The 17,735-nt window shown below is 61.6% G+C and carries 18 protein-coding genes; 10 read left to right on the top strand and 8 right to left on the bottom strand.

Translation table 11 applies throughout. The annotated features are described in order from the left end of the window. Window positions 1-116: 116 nt before the first annotated feature. The 4 genes from fabF to fabD all read right to left on the bottom strand — a co-directional run bounded on the left by fabF (window position 117) and on the right by fabD (window position 3,709). A complete protein-coding gene (gene fabF / locus NXC14_RS07550) occupies window positions 117-1,379 on the bottom strand; it encodes a beta-ketoacyl-ACP synthase II (protein ID WP_085777641.1) in 1,263 nt (420 codons plus the stop codon). Window positions 1,380-1,472: 93 nt separating this feature from the next. Next, entirely contained in the window at window positions 1,473-1,709 is a 237-nt protein-coding gene (locus NXC14_RS07545; RefSeq protein WP_003547058.1) for an acyl carrier protein, read from the bottom strand. A gap of 287 nt (window positions 1,710-1,996) precedes the next feature. Beyond that, complete coding sequence (gene fabG / locus NXC14_RS07540) at window positions 1,997-2,734, bottom strand: 3-oxoacyl-[acyl-carrier-protein] reductase (RefSeq protein ID WP_085777640.1); 738 nt, start codon at window positions 2,732-2,734, stop codon at window positions 1,997-1,999. A 30-nt stretch (window positions 2,735-2,764) separates the two neighbouring features. Next, window positions 2,765-3,709 carry an ACP S-malonyltransferase gene (gene fabD, locus NXC14_RS07535; RefSeq protein WP_085780028.1) on the bottom strand — a complete coding sequence of 315 codons (945 nt, stop codon included), beginning with the start codon at window positions 3,707-3,709 and terminating at the stop codon, window positions 2,765-2,767. 201 nt (window positions 3,710-3,910) lie between these two features. Between fabD and NXC14_RS07525 the strand changes: the two genes are divergently transcribed. From NXC14_RS07525 to NXC14_RS07495, 7 genes are all read left to right on the top strand, one after another. Then, window positions 3,911-4,954: an aldo/keto reductase gene (locus NXC14_RS07525; RefSeq protein ID WP_085777638.1), complete on the top strand. Its 1,044-nt coding sequence runs from the start codon at window positions 3,911-3,913 to the stop codon at window positions 4,952-4,954. Between the two features lie 192 nt (window positions 4,955-5,146). Further along, window positions 5,147-6,922 (top strand): adenylate/guanylate cyclase domain-containing protein, encoded by a 1,776-nt coding sequence (locus tag NXC14_RS07520; protein ID WP_085777637.1) that lies wholly within the window; start codon window positions 5,147-5,149, stop codon window positions 6,920-6,922. 256 nt (window positions 6,923-7,178) lie between these two features. Then, window positions 7,179-7,637, top strand: coding sequence for a 30S ribosomal protein S6 (rpsF, locus tag NXC14_RS07515; RefSeq protein ID WP_085777636.1), 459 nt, complete (start codon window positions 7,179-7,181; stop codon window positions 7,635-7,637). Window positions 7,638-7,649: 12 nt separating this feature from the next. After that, window positions 7,650-7,898 carry a 30S ribosomal protein S18 gene (gene rpsR, locus NXC14_RS07510; protein ID WP_007531286.1) on the top strand — a complete coding sequence of 83 codons (249 nt, stop codon included), beginning with the start codon at window positions 7,650-7,652 and terminating at the stop codon, window positions 7,896-7,898. Window positions 7,899-8,053: 155 nt separating this feature from the next. Further along, the gene (locus NXC14_RS07505) at window positions 8,054-9,040 is read left to right on the top strand and encodes a DUF2232 domain-containing protein (protein ID WP_085777635.1); all 987 of its coding nucleotides are present in this window, start codon (window positions 8,054-8,056) and stop codon (window positions 9,038-9,040) included. Window positions 9,041-9,062: 22 nt separating this feature from the next. Next, window positions 9,063-9,641 (top strand): 50S ribosomal protein L9, encoded by a 579-nt coding sequence (rplI, locus tag NXC14_RS07500; protein WP_085777634.1) that lies wholly within the window; start codon window positions 9,063-9,065, stop codon window positions 9,639-9,641. Between the two features lie 376 nt (window positions 9,642-10,017). Continuing rightward, complete coding sequence (locus tag NXC14_RS07495; RefSeq protein WP_064707063.1) at window positions 10,018-11,514, top strand: replicative DNA helicase; 1,497 nt, start codon at window positions 10,018-10,020, stop codon at window positions 11,512-11,514. Between the two features lie 24 nt (window positions 11,515-11,538). Here NXC14_RS07495 and NXC14_RS07490 read toward each other — a convergent pair whose 3' ends face one another. The 3 genes from NXC14_RS07490 to NXC14_RS07480 all read right to left on the bottom strand — a co-directional run bounded on the left by NXC14_RS07490 (window position 11,539) and on the right by NXC14_RS07480 (window position 13,446). Beyond that, on the bottom strand, window positions 11,539-11,841 hold the full coding sequence (locus NXC14_RS07490; RefSeq protein WP_085777633.1) for an AzlD domain-containing protein: 303 nt from the start codon (window positions 11,839-11,841) through the stop codon (window positions 11,539-11,541). Next, a complete protein-coding gene (locus NXC14_RS07485; protein ID WP_085777632.1) occupies window positions 11,838-12,557 on the bottom strand; it encodes an AzlC family ABC transporter permease in 720 nt (239 codons plus the stop codon). The genes NXC14_RS07490 and NXC14_RS07485 overlap by 4 nt, the downstream gene beginning before the upstream one ends. Before the next feature lie 67 nt (window positions 12,558-12,624). Beyond that, the gene (locus tag NXC14_RS07480) at window positions 12,625-13,446 is read right to left on the bottom strand and encodes an AraC family transcriptional regulator (RefSeq protein WP_085780027.1); all 822 of its coding nucleotides are present in this window, start codon (window positions 13,444-13,446) and stop codon (window positions 12,625-12,627) included. A gap of 188 nt (window positions 13,447-13,634) precedes the next feature. Here NXC14_RS07480 and alr point away from each other — a divergent pair, with 188 nt between their 5' ends. After that, window positions 13,635-14,798 carry an alanine racemase gene (gene alr / locus NXC14_RS07475; protein ID WP_085777631.1) on the top strand — a complete coding sequence of 388 codons (1,164 nt, stop codon included), beginning with the start codon at window positions 13,635-13,637 and terminating at the stop codon, window positions 14,796-14,798. A 9-nt stretch (window positions 14,799-14,807) separates the two neighbouring features. Here the strand turns inward: alr and NXC14_RS07470 are convergent, their stop codons facing one another. Then, on the bottom strand, window positions 14,808-15,440 hold the full coding sequence (locus NXC14_RS07470) for a LysE family translocator (protein WP_085777630.1): 633 nt from the start codon (window positions 15,438-15,440) through the stop codon (window positions 14,808-14,810). Between the two features lie 166 nt (window positions 15,441-15,606). On the opposite strand from NXC14_RS07470, the gene radA reads away from it, so the two are divergent. Both radA and NXC14_RS07460 read left to right on the top strand, forming a co-directional pair. Further along, window positions 15,607-17,007 (top strand): DNA repair protein RadA, encoded by a 1,401-nt coding sequence (radA, locus tag NXC14_RS07465; protein ID WP_085777629.1) that lies wholly within the window; start codon window positions 15,607-15,609, stop codon window positions 17,005-17,007. 90 nt (window positions 17,008-17,097) lie between these two features. Next, the gene (locus tag NXC14_RS07460) at window positions 17,098-17,712 is read left to right on the top strand and encodes a CvpA family protein (protein WP_085777628.1); all 615 of its coding nucleotides are present in this window, start codon (window positions 17,098-17,100) and stop codon (window positions 17,710-17,712) included. The last annotated feature ends 23 nt before the right edge of the window (window positions 17,713-17,735 follow it).

Genomic DNA, 17,735 nt, shown 5'->3' with positions numbered 1-17,735 from the left:
CTCGGCCGTCATTTCGCTATTTCGCGAAGCAATGCGGCAAAAAGCAGGTTCTGCCACCGTTCAACGAAGCCGCTGCCGGTCCTTGTGCTTGCACACGGCCTGCTACGACGGGACCCTTACTGTGCGTAGCGGCGCAGCACGAGCGATGCGTTCGTACCGCCGAATCCGAACGAGTTGGACAGCGCCACATTGATTTCTCGCTCACGAGCCTTGTGCGGAACAAGATCGATCGCCGTCTCGCGTTCGGGATTGTCGAGATTGAGCGTCGGCGGCGCGATATTGTCACGGATTGCAAGTGTCGCGAAGATCGCCTCGATCGCGCCGGCAGCACCGAGAAGGTGTCCCGTCGCCGACTTGGTGGAGGACATGGAGATCTTCGACGCCGCGTTGCCGACCAGGCGCTCGACCGCCCCGAGCTCGATCGTGTCGGCCATAGTCGAAGTACCGTGGGCGTTGATGTAATCGATATCGGCCGGCGTCAATCCGGCGCGCTTCAGCGCCGTCGCCATGCAGCGGCCGGCACCCTCGCCGTCTTCGGAAGGCGCGGTAATATGATAGGCGTCGCCCGACAGGCCATAGCCGACGATCTCGGCGTAGATCTTGGCGCCGCGCGCCTTGGCATGCTCCAACTCCTCGAGCACGACAATGCCGGCACCCTCGCCCATGACGAATCCGTCACGATCACGGTCATAGGGGCGCGAAGCCTTCTGCGGATCGTCATTGTGCTGGGTCGACAGCGCCTTGCAGGCGGCAAATCCCGCCAGCGAAATACGGCTGACGGGAGATTCCGTGCCGCCGGCGACCATGACGTCGGCGTCACCGAGCGCGATCAGCCGCGCGGCATCGCCGATTGCATGCGCGCCCGTCGAGCAGGCGGTGACGACCGAATGATTGGGTCCGCGCAGCTTGTGGCGGATCGAAACCTGGCCGGAGACGAGATTGATCAGGCGGCCAGGAATGAAGAAGGGCGAGATGCGGCGCGGGCCCTTGTCGCGCAGGGTGTAACCTGCCTCGACGATGCCTTCGATGCCGCCGATTCCGGAACCGATCAAAACGCCGGTGGCAATCTGATCCTCATCCGTATTGGGATACCAGCCGGCATCGGCAAGCGCCATATCGGCGGCGGCCATGCCGAAGATGATGAAGGGATCGACCTTGCGCTGTTCTTTCGGCTCCATCCACTGATCGGCATTGAAGGTGCCGTCGGTACCGTCACCGATCGGGATACGGCAGGCGATCTTAGCGGGAAGGTCGTCGACTTCGAATTCGGTGACCAGACGGGCGCCGTTCTGGCCGGCAAGCAGCCGCGACCACGTCACCTCAGTTCCGCATCCCAAGGGTGATACCATGCCGGTACCGGTGATGACGACACGTCTCATCGCGTGCTTTCCCCCGTCTCTTATGTTCTATGGAGAAATATGCCGAAAAGAAAAGGGCGGACTCCAGGCCCGCCCTTTCTCAAATATATAGGATCAGGCCTGGGCCTTCTCAATAAATTTCACCGCATCGCCGACCGTCAGGATCGAGTCGGCAGCATCGTCGGGGATTTCAACGCCGAATTCTTCTTCGAAAGCCATGACAAGTTCGACCGTGTCGAGCGAGTCAGCGCCCAGATCGTCGATAAAGCTGGCGCTCTCGACGACCTTGTCGGCATCCACGCCAAGATGATCAATAACAATTTTCTTTACGCGTTCTGCGATATCGCTCATGTCGGTTTCCTCGACCTTATGTCCTGATCGGAGTGCCGTTGCGGCACCCTTACCCTGTTTCAGCCTGCGATGTTTTCAGACATCCTCGGCAAACTCGTTTACCCGGCTTCAGAGATGTCCCAGGCTTGCGAAAAGCCCGCCGGTCCGTCTGCTTTCTCGGGACGACTGTTCACAGTCATTGGCCCGCTTAACATGGTTTAAGTCTGCCGCAAAGCCAGAAAATCAACGCTTCGTGATTGCTCAACATGCTATTGCGGGAAATATCTCCGTGCCGACAGTTTGTCGTTTCAGATCATCGCCATGCCGCCGTTTACGTGCAGCGTCTGGCCGGTCATGTAGGCGGCTTCGGAGGATGCAAGGTAAGCAACAGCCGAAGCGACCTCGCCGCCCGTGCCCATGCGCTTCATCGGGATCGCCCCCATGATCGCTTCCTTCTGCTTGTCGTTCAGCTTGCCGGTCATGGCGCTTTCGATGAAGCCGGGCGCGACGCAGTTGACCGTCACGTTACGGGTGGCAATTTCCTGCGCCAAGGACTTGGTGAAGCCGATCATGCCGGCCTTGGAGGCGCAGTAATTGGCCTGCCCCGGATTGCCGGTGACGCCGACGACGGAGGTGATGTTGATGATACGGCCATAGCGGCGGCGCATCATCGGATGCGTCAACTCGCGCGTCAGGCGGAAGGTCGCCGTCAGATTGACCTCGAGGACCGCATCCCAGTCCTCGTCGCTCATGCGCACGAACAGGCCGTCCTTGGTGATGCCGGCGTTGTTGACGAGAATATCGACACCCTCGAGATCGGCCTCGGCCTTCTGGCCGAGCGCCTTGACCTCGTCACGGTCCGACAAGTTGGCCGGAAAGATCTTGACGCGCTCGCCGAGCTCGGCCGCCAGCGTTTCCAGCTTCTCGACACGGGTGCCGTGCAGACCGACGATGGCGCCCTGCTTATGAAGAAGGCGGGCGATTTCCTCGCCGATACCACCCGATGCGCCGGTGACGAGAGCCTTGCGGCCGGAAAGATCGAGCATGGAAAGGTTCCTTATATCTGGAGATATCAATCAGGCCATGAGGGCGGCGACGGTCGCGTCGATATCCGAAGGACCATTGACCGAGACGCCGTTGATTGTCTTGTCGATGCGGCGGGCAAGGCCGGTCAGCACTTTGCCGGAACCGAGCTCGTAAAGCGTCGTGACGCCGTTTGCCGCAAACCATTCCACCGTCTCGCGCCAGCGGACCTGACCTGTCACCTGCTCGACCAGGAGGCTGGCGATCTCGTCGGCGCCGGTCACTGGCGCCGCGCGGACATTTGCGATCAGGGGCACGGCGGGATCGGACTTGGCAACCGTTGCCAGCGCCGCGCGCATGGCCTCGGCCGCAGGCGCCATCAGCTTGGAATGGAAAGGAGCGGAGACCGGCAGCAGGATGGCGCGCTTGGCGCCCTTGTCGGTCGCAAGGCCGGCGGCCTTTTCGACGGCTGCCTTCTCGCCCGAGATGACGATCTGGCCGCCGCCATTGTCGTTGGCGATCTGGCAGGCGCCGATGGCGGCCGCCTCCTCGCAGACGGCAACGACATCGGCATGTTCAAGGCCGATGATCGCGGCCATGGCGCCGACGCCGACGGGGACGGCCGCCTGCATGGCATTGCCGCGAATGCGCAGCAGCCGCGCCGTATCCGCGAGCGAAAAGGTGCCGGCGGCGCAGAGTGCCGAATATTCGCCAAGCGAGTGGCCGGCGACATAGGCGACCTTGGACTTAAGATCCACCCCCTTGGCCTGAAGAACACTGACGACGGCGATTGATACCGCCATCAGCGCCGGCTGGGCGTTCGCCGTCAAGGTCAACGTATCCTCGGGACCATCGAACATGATGTCGGAAAGCTTTTCACCGAGCGCTTCGTCAACCTCTTCGAAAACGGCGCGAGCTTCGGCGAAATTCTCGGCGAGATCCTTGCCCATGCCGACGGCCTGGCTGCCCTGGCCGGGAAAAGTGAAAGCGATGGTCATGTTCATGTCCCTGACTATGCCCCTCAAGGCTGTTTTGCCTCCAATTGACATTCTTTCCGGCAGAGTCAAGTGGCGCTCCATTCTCCGCAAAGCCTTTCGCGCCCGCGCAAAAGCCCGGATTTTGCTCTTGCGCTCCGTCAAATCCAGCCTAGATTCACCCAGACCCTTCCAAGGCTTCGCTCTCTCTCCCAAGGTTTTTCCATGAAGTACAATTCCCTAGGCCGAACCGACATTTCCGTTTCAGAAATCTGCCTTGGCACCATGACCTGGGGCTCGCAGAACAGCGAAGCCGACGCTCATGCGCAGATGGACTACGCCGTCGAGAAGGGCGTCAATTTCTTCGATACCGCCGAACTCTACCCGACCACGCCGGTTTCGCCCGAAACACAGGGCTGGACTGAAGACTATATCGGTAGCTGGTTCAGCAAGTCCGGCAAGCGCCGAAATATCGTGCTTGCGACCAAGGTCGCTGGCCGCGGCCGCGATTATCTGCGCGGCGGCGAAGGCGCGGACGCAAAGAACATCCGCCTGGCGCTCGAGGCCAGCCTGAAACGGCTGAGGACCGATTACATCGACCTCTATCAGGTCCACTGGCCGAACCGCGGCCATTTCCACTTCCGCCAGAACTGGAGCTACAATCCCTTCACCCAGGATCGAGACCAGGCCGTCGCCAATATGCTCGAAATCCTGGAAACACTGGGCACGCTGGTGAAGGAAGGGAAGATCCGGGCGATCGGCCTTTCCAACGAGACTACCTGGGGCATCCAGAAATATCTGACGCTCTCAGAACAGAAGGGCCTGCCGCGCGTTGCCAGCGTCCAGAACGAGTACAATCTGCTCTACCGCCATTTCGACCTTGACCTTGCCGAACTCTCGCATCACGAGGATGTCGGGCTGCTTGCCTATTCGCCGCTCGCCGGCGGCATTCTGACCGGCAAATATGTCGATGGTCTGAGGCCGAAGGGTTCGCGCGCGTCGATCAATCCCGATATCGGCGGCCGATTGCAGCCCCTGCAGGAGCCGGCCACCAGGGCTTATCTGGCGCTCGCAGCCCAGTACGGCCTCAATCCGACAGTCATGGCGCTCGCCTTCTGCCGATCGAGGCCCTTCATGACGTCGGTCATCATCGGCGCGACGTCGATGGAGCAGCTCGATACTGACCTGAGTTCCGTCAATCTCAATCTGTCGATCGAGGTTTTGGCTGAAATCGAAAAGGTTCATCGCCAGTACCCGATGCCGATGTGAGGCAAACGGACTGCCCGCAATCGATGAGGCCATTCGCAGTCGGATTCCCTCGCGGTCGAGCGTACATCGCCTGGCCTCGCACCACGAACTGCAACGACGAGTTTACGCTCCGGAGGCAATTTCGCTTCTCCGTTCTCGGCATTTCAGCTAGATTTGTATAGCTCTGGCAGCGCCGCAGGAGCGCTCACCCCCGTGGAACGGAAGCTCGCAGTGATACTTGCCGGCGACGTTGCCGGTTACAGTCGCCTTGTTGCAGCCAACGAGGAAGACGCCCTTGCGACACTCAGTGTCTATGGCGCCACCATCGGTGATCTGGTGCGCGAGCATGGCGGGCGGATTTTCGGCAGCGCCGGAGATAGCATGGTCGCCGAATTCCACAGCGCAGTACAGGGGGTCCGTGCAGCCGTCGCGATCCAGCGCGCCCTCCATCGCCGAAATGCTGACCTGCCTGTGGATCGACGCATGGAGTTCCGCCTTGGGCTCAACCTTGGCGATGTCGTTGTCTCCGGAGACAACTTGCTTGGCGACGGCGTGAACGTCGCCGCCCGTCTTCAAGAAGTGGCGCTGCCTTCAGGTATCTGCATTTCCGGCGCTTTGCGGGAGCAGATCGAGGGCAAGCTGGACTTTCCGCTCGTGTCGATGGGCGATCGCACACTGAAAAACATTCCCCGTCCGGTGCCCGTGCATCGGGTTGACTGGAGCCGCGAGGACCCTATCGAGGCGGGGGTGCTCGGCGGGCCACTCAGACTGCCTGACAAACCCTCGATCGCCGTATTACCCTTCGTCAACATGTCCGATGACCCGGAGCAGGAGTACTTCGCCGATGGCTTGACCGAAGACATTATAACGGCGCTCTCGCTTTATCGCTGGTTTTTCGTCATCGCTCAGAACTCGTCCTTTGTGTTTAAGGGGCGCGCGGTTGATGTGAAGCAAATCGGGCGCGATCTCGGCGTGCGCTACATCGTAGAAGGCAGCGTGCGCAGGGCCGGGATGCGGGTTCGCGTCACAGGCCAGCTGATCGAGGCGGAAAGCGGCGTGCACCTCTGGGCACAACGCTACGACCGTGAGATCGCCGATATCTTCGCCATTCAGGACGAACTCACCCAAAACGTCGTCGGTGCCATAGAGCCTGAAATCCTTATTGGCGAGAGCCGCCGTGCGCTGCTGCGAACCACGGACAACCTCGACGCCTACGAGAGCCACATGCGCGGAACCTGGCTGCACAACGCACAGGATACGGCCGAACATTTCATCGAGGCCATCAACTGGCATCGGCGAGCCATCGAACTCGATCCCAGCTTTGCGCGCGCCCACATGATGTTGGCCCGCTCGCTCTACGCCCGCTGTCTTCGCGGCTTCAGCGACGACGTCGACAGGGACAGTACTGAACTTCGCGTCGAGGCAGAACGTGCTGTCGCGCTCGACCCGCGCGATCCCTACTCTCATTATGTTATGTGCCTCAGCCATTTTGCGGCCCATAACGCTCCAGCCGCGGTCGAGGCGTCCCAGCAGGCGATCGATCTCAACCCCAATTTTGCACTGGCGCATATGGCGCTCGGATGGGCTCGCATTTTCACCGGCCATTTCGCCGAAGCCTGCGACCCGCTCCACATCGCCCTGCGGCTCAGTCCGCATGACCCCTTTACCTTTCTCTTTTTCGACCGACTGGCTTTGTCTCACTACCATCTCGGCAATTACGAGGAGGCCGTTCACTATTCCGAACGCGGACTGTCGCTGCGTCGCGCTTATTTCAACCGACTCGTGCTCCTCGCGAGTCTAGGACAGCTCGATCGCCACGATGAAGCACGGCGGCTAATACCGGAAATTCTAGCGCACGCACCGATGGACCTCGAACACTACTGGAAGTTCCTGACACCATATGTCGCCGCCAACCACTACGACCATTTCGTTGACGGTTTACGCAAAGCAGGACTATCTTTGTTGAACTCGCCGCGAGAACAATACTGACTGCCCCTTGCGTTTCGCGCGAAAATCCGTATAAGCGCGCCTGTTCGTTAACCCGGTCTTCTGGCTGGTGGCTGAACGGAGGGCCGGTTTCCTGTCTGGAAATCGTTCGGAACGGAAGCGTTCCAGCCTCCCGTGTCTCCGCTCTCGACCGTCTCGGAAACGCTTTTCTTGCCTGGGTCCGCCCAATCAGGAGCAGTCGTTGAGGCTTAGCCGCCGAATATCGGGTTGAACCAAACGCAAGAAAGGCAAAGCTGTCATGGCTCTTTATGAACATGTATTCCTTGCCCGGCAGGATATTTCCGCTCAGCAGGTCGATGCCCTCGTAGAACAGTACAAGGGTGTGATCGAAGCTAACGGCGGCAAGGTCGGGCGCATCGAAAACTGGGGCCTCAAGTCCCTCACCTATCGCATCAAGAAGAACCGCAAGGCGCATTACGCCCTGATGGACATCGATGCACCGGCAGCAGCGATCCAGGAAATGGAACGTCAGATGCGCATCAGCGAAGACGTTCTTCGCTACATGACCATCGCCGTCGAAAAGCACGAAGAAGGCCCATCTGCCATGCTGCAGAAGCGTGACCGCGACGACCGCGGCCCGCGCGAAGGCGGCGACCGCGGCCCGCGCCGCGAATTCGGCGACCGTCCGCCGCGTCGTGACGGCGAGTTCCAGCGCGCCCCTCGTCCGGACCGCGCTCCCCGCGAAGACCGTGCATAAGGAGATATAAGAATGTCTGAATCTTCCTCCGCTCCGGTCCGCCGTCCGTTCCATCGCCGCCGCAAGACCTGCCCGTTCTCCGGCGCAAACGCTCCGCGGATCGACTACAAGGACGTACGTCTGCTGCAGCGCTACATTTCCGAGCGCGGCAAGATCGTTCCGTCCCGCATCACGGCGGTTTCCCAGAAGAAGCAGCGCGAACTCGCCCAGGCGATCAAACGCGCCCGTTTCCTCGGCCTGCTGCCCTACGTCGTCGCCTGATCGGCTGAGACGATCATTCTGAGGGAAGGCATTCGTGCCTTCCCTTCTCCCTTCCGCGATGGGCGCGGTTCGGAATTCCTAAAACCCATGTTGAGACGTTTCTGAATTCGATTCAGCAACAGCCTCTAACTGCTTGATGAAGCAGGACAGCGACCTTGAAACGACCGGATCTTAAAACGCTGCTGATCGGCGCACTCGCCGGATTGACCGCCGCCCTGCTGGTGCTGGGCGCGAGCATGCAGCCGTCGTTTTTCAGCGCGCTTCTCTATACGGCCTCGGCGCTGCCGATCCTGCTCGTCGGGCTCGGCTGGGGCAATGCCGCCGCAATTTCAGCGGTCGTTATGGGAGCGGCGCTTGGTGCGGTCCTCATCTCCCCGTCTTTCGCGCTCATCATGACGCTGGTGACGCTGCTGCCGGCCGGCTGGCTTAGCCATCTCGCCAATCTCGCGCGTCCCGCCTCCGAACTCGGCGGCCCAGACCATCTGCTTGCCTGGTATCCGCTCTCCGATATCCTGCTGCATCTGTGCGGCCTGGTGACGCTTGCCGTCATCGTCATCGGCGTGATGATCGGCTATGGGCCCGAGATCACCGACCCGATCGTCGATCTGCTGATCACCTCGGTCAAGCAGCAGCAGCCGGAATTCATGCCCGATCCGGCGGCAACCGCGCAGACCAAATCGCTGATCCTGCTGATGCTGCCGGCGGTGCAGGGCTGCATGTGGGTCAGCATGCTGTTTGCCGCCTATTATTTCGCCGTGCGCATCGTCGCCGCATCCGGCCGCGGCCTCCGGCCGCGCGAGGATATTCCTTCGTCGCTGCGCATGAACCGCAATTCGATCTTCATCTTCCTGGCCGGGCTTGCCGCCTGCTTCTTCGGCGGCGTTCCGGCGCTCGTCGGCGCGACCGTGATCGGCACCTTCGGCGCCGGTTTCATGCTCTCCGGCTTCGCCTCGCTGCATTTCCGCACACGCGGCAAGGACTGGCGGATACCGGCCCTCATCCTCTGCTACCTGGCTTCGATGCTCATGCTGCTGCCAGCTCTCCTCATCCTGGTCGTGGGTCTTACCGATACGCGCAAAGCGATCGCTCTGACCCCGACGAAAGATGCCGATACCTCCAAACAATCCGACACGAAAATCTGAGACACAAGAAAGGAACAAGAAAATGGAAGTCATCCTTCTCGAACGCATCTCCAAGCTCGGCCAGATGGGCGAAACGGTAAAGGTTCGCGACGGCTTCGCCCGCAACTACCTGCTGCCGCTCGGCAAGGCACTGCGCGCCAATGCCGCCAACAAGGCCCGCTTCGAATCCGAGCGTGCAACGCTCGAAGCCCGTAACCTCGAGCGCAAGTCGGAAGCCCAGAAGGTCGCCGACGTCCTCGACGGCAAGTCCTTCATCGTCGTACGCTCCGCCGGCGAAACCGGCCAGCTCTACGGCTCGGTCGCTGCCCGTGACGTTGTCGAAGTTCTCGCCGCGGAAGGCTTCAACATCGGCCGCAACCAGGTTCACCTCAACACGCCGATCAAGGCGATCGGCCTGCACAAGGTCGAGCTGCAGTTGCATGCCGAAGTCGAAATCAACATCGAGCTGAACGTTGCCCGTTCTGCCGAAGAGGCAGAGCGTCAGGCTAAGGGCGAAGAGCTCACCTCGGTCGACGCGATCTACGGCGTCGACGAAGACGCACTGCGTCCGGAAGACTTCTTCGATCCGGAAGCCGACGGCCTCGACGAAGACGAAGCATAATTCTCGGCGGACATTCCGCGAGAGGGAGAGCCCGGCTACCGCGCCGGGCTTTTTCTTTTCCGTTGGTTCGGTGTTCACGCATCCATCGGGTCGCTTTTTTAACGGGGGATTACTCGGATGTTTTTGCTGCGTGCCCGATGTCATCGGGCTAACATATCCTTCTCCGGAACGGATGAGCTGAGTCGGCTCCGTACCGTGTCCCACGGGTGACACTGCCAGAATTTCTTAGTTGTGGCGCCCGGGACTGTGGAGAAGTCGAACAATGGGCACAGCGTTCAGGATTTAGGCGGGACGAGCCCCGCTCCCTTGGCAGCCCCTTGATTTTCTCCATCCGGAATTGCAAATCCGGAGTTGGAAAAAGACAGAACGGATGATGATGAACGACGCCGCTCGAAAGATTGCAGCCGTTGCTCCGTCGGAGCAGCATTACCGCGAAGCACCCAACAATATCGAAGCCGAGCAGGCGCTTCTCGGCGCCATCCTGATGAACAACGACGCCTATTACCGGGTGTCGGACTTTCTGAAGCCGATCCATCTTTACGAACCGCTGCACCGGAAGATCTTCGAGGTCGCCGGCGACATCATCCGCATGGGCAAGATCGCCAATCCGGTGACGATCAAGACCTTCCTGAAGGCCGACGAGAAAGTCGGCGAGATGACGGTTTCGCAATATCTGGCAAGCCTCGTCAGCAATGCCGTCACTGTCATCAATGCCGAGGATTACGGCCGGGCGATCTATGATCTCGCGCTGCGCCGGGCGCTGATCACAATCGGCGAGGATGTCGTCAACATCGCCTATGACGCGCCGCTTGACATGCCGCCGCAGTCGCAGATCGAGGATACCGAGCGCCGGCTGTTCGAGCTCGCCGAAAACGGCCGCTACGACGGCGGCTTCCAGTCCTTCAACGACGCCGTGGCGTTGGCGATCGACATGGCGGCGGTCGCCAAAGAACGCGACGGCGGCCTTTCCGGTATTTCTACGGGCATCCATTCGCTCGATGCGAAGATGGGCGGCCTGCAGCGTTCGGACTTGATCATTCTCGCCGGACGCCCGGGCATGGGCAAGACCTCGCTTGCGACCAACATTGCCTATAATATCGCTGCCGCCTATGAGGGCGAGGTGCAGCCGGACGGCAGCATGAAAGCCAAGAACGGCGGCGTCGTCGGGTTCTACTCGCTCGAAATGTCGTCCGAACAGCTCGCCACCCGTATCATCTCGGAGCAGACGGAAGTCTCCTCCTCGAAGATCCGCCGCGGCGACATCAACGATGCCGACTTCGAAAAGCTCGTCGCCTGCTCGATGATGATGCAGAAGGTGCCGCTCTATATCGACCAGACCGGCGGCATCTCCATCGCTCAGCTTTCAGCGCGGGCGCGCCGCCTCAAGCGCCAGCGCGGCCTTGACGTGCTCGTGGTCGACTACGTGCAGCTGATGACCGGCTCGGGCAAGTCAAGCGACAACCGCGTCCAGGAAATCACCCAGATCACCACCGGCCTCAAGGCGCTGGGCAAGGAACTCAATGTTCCGATCATCGCGCTGTCGCAGCTCTCGCGTCAGGTCGAAAGCCGCGACGACAAGCGCCCGCAGCTCTCCGACCTTCGTGAATCCGGCTCGATCGAGCAGGATGCCGACGTCGTGCTCTTCGTGTTCCGCGAGGAGTATTACGTCAAGAACCAGGAGCCGCGTGATCCTCACGATCCGAAATATCCGGAATGGGAGGCGCTGTTCGACAAGGTGAAGGGTACGGCCGACGTGATCATCGCCAAGCAGCGTCACGGACCGACAGGCACGGTGAAGCTCGCCTTCCAGGCGGAATTCACGCGCTTCGCCGACCTTGCCGATCCTTCCTTCATCCAATACGAGGAACATTGACGCGGTTTTCCCGCGTTGATTTCTTCAGAGTCCTGCCGCCCGCAGCAGTGCGACCGTTGCGACGCCGACCACGACGCTTGCAAGCATCGGTAGGCGGCGCGCGGCGATAGCGGTTGCTGCGCAGGCCAGCGTCTCCGCCCAGCCGGTCGCAAAGGCGGTCGGGGCGATGACGGCCATCAGCACGGCCGGCGGAATGGCTTCGATTGCCGTTCTCCGGCGCTCGTCCATTACGACATGACGAATCAAGATGAGGCCACTGACGCGGGTGACGACCGTTGCAGCGGCCATGGCGAGGATCGCGATAAAGGTGTTGAGGTCGAGCGTCATGCCGCCTGCTCCCGCACCCTACCCTGCCAGAGAGCCGTCGCCAGCCCGGCCAGCGCACCGGCGGCGATATACCAGACACCTGGGACGAAGTGGTGGATCGCAACGGAGGCGACACCGCTTGCTGCAAGGACCGCGCCCGTTTCGGGACCCTTCCAGAAGCCCATAACGAGTACGACGAAGACAGCAGGAAAAGCGAAGTCGAGGCCGATGACGGCCGGATTGCCGAGAAAGGCGCCGAGCAGTGCGCCTGTCAGCGAGGAAATGACCCAGGTGAGGTAAAAGGGCATGACGATGCCGGCATACCAGGCGGGCCTCAGCCGCGTGCTGCCAGCGCGGAATTCCGCCATGGCCCAGAGCTCATCGGCAAGAAAGAGCATGGCGATATAGCGTTTGATGCCGGAGAAGGACTGCATCTTCGTGCCGATCGACGCGCTCATCAGCACGTGGCGGATGTTGACCAGCAGGGCTGCGAAGCCAATGCCGATCCAGCTTGCCGGATGTGTCCAGATGTCCATCGCCACGAATTGCGAGCCGCCTGCAAAGACAAGTGCGCTCATCAGCGTCGTTTCCAACGGGGAAAGGCCCTTCGTGGCCGCGACCGCGCCGAAGACAAGACCGATCGGCAAAACGGCGACGACCAGCGGAAAGATGGCACGCATTCCGGCGAGAAATTCGCCAAGACGAAATTTGCCGGATGGCCGGCCGTGCTGCAACATGGCAACCTCCTGATTAAGATCGCGGAGGGTTAGCCCAGGCCGCCACGGCTGTATTGAACGAAAGTAATCAGCCCAGGCGGAACTGGCCGGGCGTCACGCCCGTGCGTGCCTTGAAGTGCCGAGTAAAGTGCGCCTGATCGGCAAAACCGCATTCCAGCGCGATTTCGGCTGGCATGCGACCCTGCCGCAGCAGCCGCCGGGCCACCTGCACCCGCCGATCCGTCAGGAAGGCGTGCGGTGTGATGTGATATTCCTTGCGGAAGGCGCGGATGAGATGAGCCCGGCTCAATCCCGCCACTTCGGCCAGTTCCTTGAGGCCAACATCGAGGTCGAAGTTCTCGATCAGGTATTCGCGAGCGCGGGCGACGGCGCTTCGCTCCTTGGTATCGACAGGCACGACAATCGTGCTGCCGTGACGCGCAAAGATCGCCGCCAGCACCGAGAACATTCCTTCATCGGACTCGAGAGCGCCTGCGCCGCTCTCCAACGTTCGGTGAGCGGCGTGAAAGGCATTGGCGAGCTCGGGATCGCGTGGAAGCGCGCTGGCGAAGGACGGCGTCGCGTGGAAGGCCTTGCCGGTGACATCCTCCAGAATATCGACGAACAGCTTCGTGTCGGGATAGATCATGCGATAGCGGTAGCCCTCGCCGCCGGGCGCGCCGTCATGGATGACACCGGGATCGATCAGATAAAGGTCACCCGGGCCGGTTTCCTCCCGCCTGCCGCTGAGGGTGGCGATCTGCGTGCCGCTTTCTATCGCGCCGATGCTGAACGTATCATGCGCATGCGGCGCATATTCATGGGTGAGAAAAGTGGCGCTCAGGCATTCCATGTCGCGGAAGCGGCTATCCCGCCAGAAGCGGGCCGATTCCACATTGGCGAGCGGCATGGCCTCCGCCGCCTCTTTCTGCGATACATTCTGCATCCGGCAAAATTAACGCGAAAGCCTGCATGCGTCTTGAACAAAAGTGATCGTACAGAAGCAAAGGGTGATATGTGACCGCCTGCGCTTTTCCTTGGCCACAATGCTCTCTAAACTGAGCGGGACGGGCTCCTTCCATTTTTTCACGGCGATTCATGACAGATTTTTCCATCCCCTCCGAAGACGATGATCTTTTCACTTCCGCGGGCCTGCGGCTGACCGTTGATCTAAGTGCGCTCACGGAGAACTGGCGCGACATGGCGCGCCGCTCGGGTGCGGCGCGCGCCGCAGCCGTCGTCAAGGCGGACGCCTACGGCATGGGCATCGAGGATGTCGGCGAAGCGCTCTACTTGGCGGGCGCCCGGGATTTTTTCGTTGCGACCGTCGATGAAGGGGTGACGCTTCGTCTCTATGCGCCCGAGGCGCGCATCTTCGTGCTCTCGGGCATATGGCCGGGCACGGAACGGCGGTTCTTCGACAATGATCTCGTACCGGTGATTTCCTCCGACGAGCAGCTCGCCTTCTGGATGGCGGTGCTTGCCGATTACGGCGATTACCCCTGCGCCCTGCATGTCGATACCGGCTTCAATCGGCTCGGGCTGCACATCGACGACGCTATCGCGCTTGCCGACGACGTCTCGCGGCCGGCCAGTTTTGCGCCGGTGCTGGTCATGAGCCACCTCGCCTGCGGCGACGATCCCAGCCATGCGATGAACCGACAGCAACTCGAATCATTCCGTAGGGTTACGGCTGTCTATGAAGGCATCGATTCAAGTCTTGCCGCCTCGGCCGGCATCTTTCTCGGCGAGGATTATCATTTCGACCTGACCCGGCCGGGCATCGCGCTCTATGGCGGCGAGGCGGTCAGTGGCATGGCGAACCCGATGCGGCCGGTCGCGACCGCGGAAGCACGCATCATCCAGGTGCGCACCGTCGAGGCCGGCGAGACCGTCAGCTACGGCAGGGCACTGCAGCTTTGCCGCAGAAGCCGGCTGGCAATCGCGTCTGCCGGTTATGCGGACGGTTACATGCGCAGCCTATCGAGCGCCGGCGTGCCGCTGCGCCAGGCTGTGCCGCAGGGCGGGCAAGGCTTCATCGCCGGACACAAGGTGCCGGTTGCCGGCCGGATCACTATGGACCTGACGATCTTCGATATCACCGACCTGCCCGAGAACGCCGTGCGCGCTGGCGATTATGTCGAGCTGTTTGGAACGAACATGCCCCTCGACGACGTGGCGCGGGCGGCGGGCACGATCGGCTACGAGATCCTCACCAGCATGGGGCTGCGCCACGAACGGCGCTATGTGGCCGAGGAATAGGCCCGGCTATCACCGGCCGCTCAGGGCTAGGCGCACACCAAGCCCGACGAAAAGCGCGCCCAGGCCGCGATCGAGCCATCGCCCGATTTTCGCATTACGCCTTAGCGCATCGGCAAGGCGCCCTCCGAGAAATACAAGCGGCGGCTCGATAAAGGCGGCGACGGCGATGATGAGCCCGCCATGAAGCATCAGCTGCGCCCATGCCGGCCCTGCACCCTCGACGACGAATTGCGGCAGGAATGCCAGGAAGAATATCGCCACTTTCGGATTGAGCAGCGACACCAGTATCCCTTGCCGATAGATCCTTGCCGCCGGCATTTCCTCACCAGTCGCGTTCATCAGGCCGTTGTCGCCGCCGCGCAGAGCCTGAATGCCCAGCCAGACGAGATAGGCAGCACCGAGCCATTTGACCGCAGAGAACGCCAGGGCAGAGGCGGCGAGCACGGCGGAAAGACCCAGTGCCGCCATCAGAACGTGCAGGCAGGCGCCTGACCAGACGCCGAACAATGCGGAAAAACCGGCGCGTTTCCCGCCTCTCATCGTATGGCCGAGGATGAAGGCGATGTCCGGGCCTGGCGAGATGTTGAGCAAAATCGCCGCCGACAGAAATGCAAGCCAGTGCGCGAGCGAGTAGTCGAACATCTTCACCGTTCCTGATGATCAGAGGCGAAAAGCATAGGCACCGCTAGGGCTGATGGGGAAATCATTAGTTTTGATCCATTGCGATAGCCATTATCTCGGACACGGCAATGATTCGGTGAAGCTTTCGACGGCTTCATTTGTGGAACGCGACTGAAAGAAAAGATTGATGGCGAAGGCGAGGACACAGTTCATCTGCCAGAATTGCGGCGCGGTTCACAACCGCTGGGCCGGCAAATGCGATAATTGCGGCGAGTGGAATACGATCGTCGAGGAAGACCCGATGGGCGGCATCGGCTCCGGTCCCGGCAAGACGCCGAAGAAGGGCCGGCCGGTGGCTCTGACGGCGCTGTCGGGTGAGATCGAGGAGGCGCCGCGCATCCATACCGGCTTGTCGGAACTCGACCGCGCGCTTGGCGGCGGTTTCGTGCGCGGCTCGGCGGTTCTGATCGGCGGCGATCCCGGCATCGGCAAATCGACGCTGCTGATGCAGGCCGCCGCCGCCCTTGCCCGGCGCGGCCATAAGATCATCTATGTCTCCGGCGAGGAGGCAGTGGCGCAGGTCCGCCTGCGAGCGCAGCGGCTTGCCGCCGCCGATACCGACGTGATGCTGGCGGCCGAAACCAATGTCGAGGATATTCTGGCAACGCTTGCCGAGGGTAAACGCCCCGATCTCGTCATCATCGATTCAATCCAGACCCTGTGGAGCGAACTGGCGGAGTCCGCGCCGGGAACGGTGACGCAGGTGCGCACCGGCGTGCAGTCGATGATCCGCTTCGCCAAGCAGACGGGTGCGGCCATGGTGCTCGTCGGGCATGTGACCAAGGACGGGCAGATCGCCGGGCCACGCGTCGTCGAACACATGGTCGATGCCGTGCTTTATTTCGAAGGCGACCGCGGCCATCACTACCGAATCCTGCGCACGGTCAAGAACCGCTTCGGCCCGACCGACGAGATCGGCGTCTTCGAAATGTCCGACAGAGGGCTACGCGAGGTCGCCAATCCCTCCGAACTCTTCCTCGGCGAGCGCAATGAGAAATCACCTGGCGCGGCCGTCTTCGCGGGCATGGAGGGCACCCGCCCGGTGCTCGTTGAAGTGCAGGCGCTGGTGGCGCCGACATCGCTTGGCACGCCGCGGCGCGCCGTGGTCGGCTGGGATTCAGCCCGGCTGTCGATGATCCTGGCGGTGCTGGAGGCCCATTGCGGCGTCAGGCTCGGCCAGCACGACGTCTATCTCAACATCGCGGGCGGCTACCGCATCTCCGAACCGGCGGCCGATCTCGCCGTCGCCTCGGCGCTGGTTTCGTCGCTCGCCGGTATTGCCCTTCCCGCCGATTGCGTCTATTTCGGCGAAGTCAGCCTGTCGGGCGCCATCCGGCCGGTTGCGCACACCGCCCAGCGCCTCAAGGAAGCCGAGAAGCTGGGCTTTTCCGCAGCGCTGCTTCCTTCCGCCTCCGCCGAGCTGCCGAAGGGTTCCGGCGGGCGATGGAGCGAGGTCGAAAGCCTGCCGGATCTGGTTGCGCGCATCGCCGGGTCGAAGGGAGCGCTGCGTGTGGAAGACGAGGTTTGATCCTTTCATTGCCGGGAATGGTAATGTTATAGGAGGCACACGATAAGGCGCGACACGGCCGCCGAGCGGCAGTCCTGGAGTTGAATTTTCATGCCCATTACGATTTTCGACGGTATTGTCATCGGCGTCGTGCTCTTCTCCGCCGTGCTGGCGATGGTCCGCGGTTTCTCGCGCGAGATCCTTTCGATCGCGAGCTGGGGCGGTTCGGCCGCCGCCGCCTACTACCTCTATCCGTACCTGCTGCCCTATGCGAAGAAGTACACCGATGACGATCGCATCGCCATCGCCGGTTCGGCGGCGGTCGTTTTCCTGATCGCGCTCATCGTCATTTCCTTCATCACCATGAAGATTGCCGATTTCATCATCGACAGCCGCATCGGCGCTCTCGACCGCACCCTCGGCTTCCTGTTCGGCGCGGCCCGCGGCCTGCTGCTGATGGTCGTCGCCGTCGCCTTCTGGAACTGGCTGGTCGATGTCGACCACCGGCCGGCCTGGGTCAACGAGGCCAAGTCGAAGCCCTTTCTGGATTCGATGGTCGTGAAGCTGAAGGCGGTGCTGCCGGAGCAGTTTGCCCAGATGATACAGGCAAGCTTCCGTGATAAGATGCAGCCGGCACAGGGCAGCGAAGGCGCCACGCCGCCGGCGGCCGATCAAGCGCCGGCGGACGACGCACCCGCAGGCGGCGCGCAGCAGCCGGCGAATTGACACAGTGTTCAGCAGCTTGACTC

This window comes from Rhizobium sp. NXC14 (genome assembly GCF_002117485.1).
Classification (GTDB): Bacteria; Pseudomonadota; Alphaproteobacteria; order Rhizobiales; family Rhizobiaceae; genus Rhizobium.
Note: the sequence above shows the minus strand (reverse complement) of the source record. Positions and strands in the feature narration are given on the sequence as shown.

Excerpts from the sequence above, each read along its gene's own strand:
- fabF (WP_085777641.1), bottom strand. The coding sequence starts at position 1,379 with ATGAGACGTGTCGTCATCACCGGTACCGGCATGGTATCACCCTTGGGA.
- NXC14_RS07525 (WP_085777638.1), top strand. The coding sequence starts at position 3,911 with ATGAAGTACAATTCCCTAGGCCGAACCGACATTTCCGTTTCAGAAATC.
- rpsR (WP_007531286.1), top strand. The coding sequence starts at position 7,650 with ATGTCTGAATCTTCCTCCGCTCCGGTCCGCCGTCCGTTCCATCGCCGC.
- fabG (WP_085777640.1), bottom strand. The coding sequence starts at position 2,734 with ATGCTCGATCTTTCCGGCCGCAAGGCTCTCGTCACCGGCGCATCGGGT.
- NXC14_RS07495 (WP_064707063.1), top strand. The coding sequence starts at position 10,018 with ATGAACGACGCCGCTCGAAAGATTGCAGCCGTTGCTCCGTCGGAGCAG.
- NXC14_RS07485 (WP_085777632.1), bottom strand. The coding sequence starts at position 12,557 with ATGTTGCAGCACGGCCGGCCATCCGGCAAATTTCGTCTTGGCGAATTT.
- fabD (WP_085780028.1), bottom strand. The coding sequence starts at position 3,709 with ATGACCATCGCTTTCACTTTTCCCGGCCAGGGCAGCCAGGCCGTCGGC.
- rpsF (WP_085777636.1), top strand. The coding sequence starts at position 7,179 with ATGGCTCTTTATGAACATGTATTCCTTGCCCGGCAGGATATTTCCGCT.
- rplI (WP_085777634.1), top strand. The coding sequence starts at position 9,063 with ATGGAAGTCATCCTTCTCGAACGCATCTCCAAGCTCGGCCAGATGGGC.
- NXC14_RS07480 (WP_085780027.1), bottom strand. The coding sequence starts at position 13,446 with ATGCCGCTCGCCAATGTGGAATCGGCCCGCTTCTGGCGGGATAGCCGC.
- NXC14_RS07490 (WP_085777633.1), bottom strand. The coding sequence starts at position 11,841 with ATGACGCTCGACCTCAACACCTTTATCGCGATCCTCGCCATGGCCGCT.
- radA (WP_085777629.1), top strand. The coding sequence starts at position 15,607 with ATGGCGAAGGCGAGGACACAGTTCATCTGCCAGAATTGCGGCGCGGTT.
- alr (WP_085777631.1), top strand. The coding sequence starts at position 13,635 with ATGACAGATTTTTCCATCCCCTCCGAAGACGATGATCTTTTCACTTCC.
- NXC14_RS07545 (WP_003547058.1), bottom strand. The coding sequence starts at position 1,709 with ATGAGCGATATCGCAGAACGCGTAAAGAAAATTGTTATTGATCATCTT.
- NXC14_RS07460 (WP_085777628.1), top strand. The coding sequence starts at position 17,098 with ATGCCCATTACGATTTTCGACGGTATTGTCATCGGCGTCGTGCTCTTC.
- NXC14_RS07470 (WP_085777630.1), bottom strand. The coding sequence starts at position 15,440 with ATGTTCGACTACTCGCTCGCGCACTGGCTTGCATTTCTGTCGGCGGCG.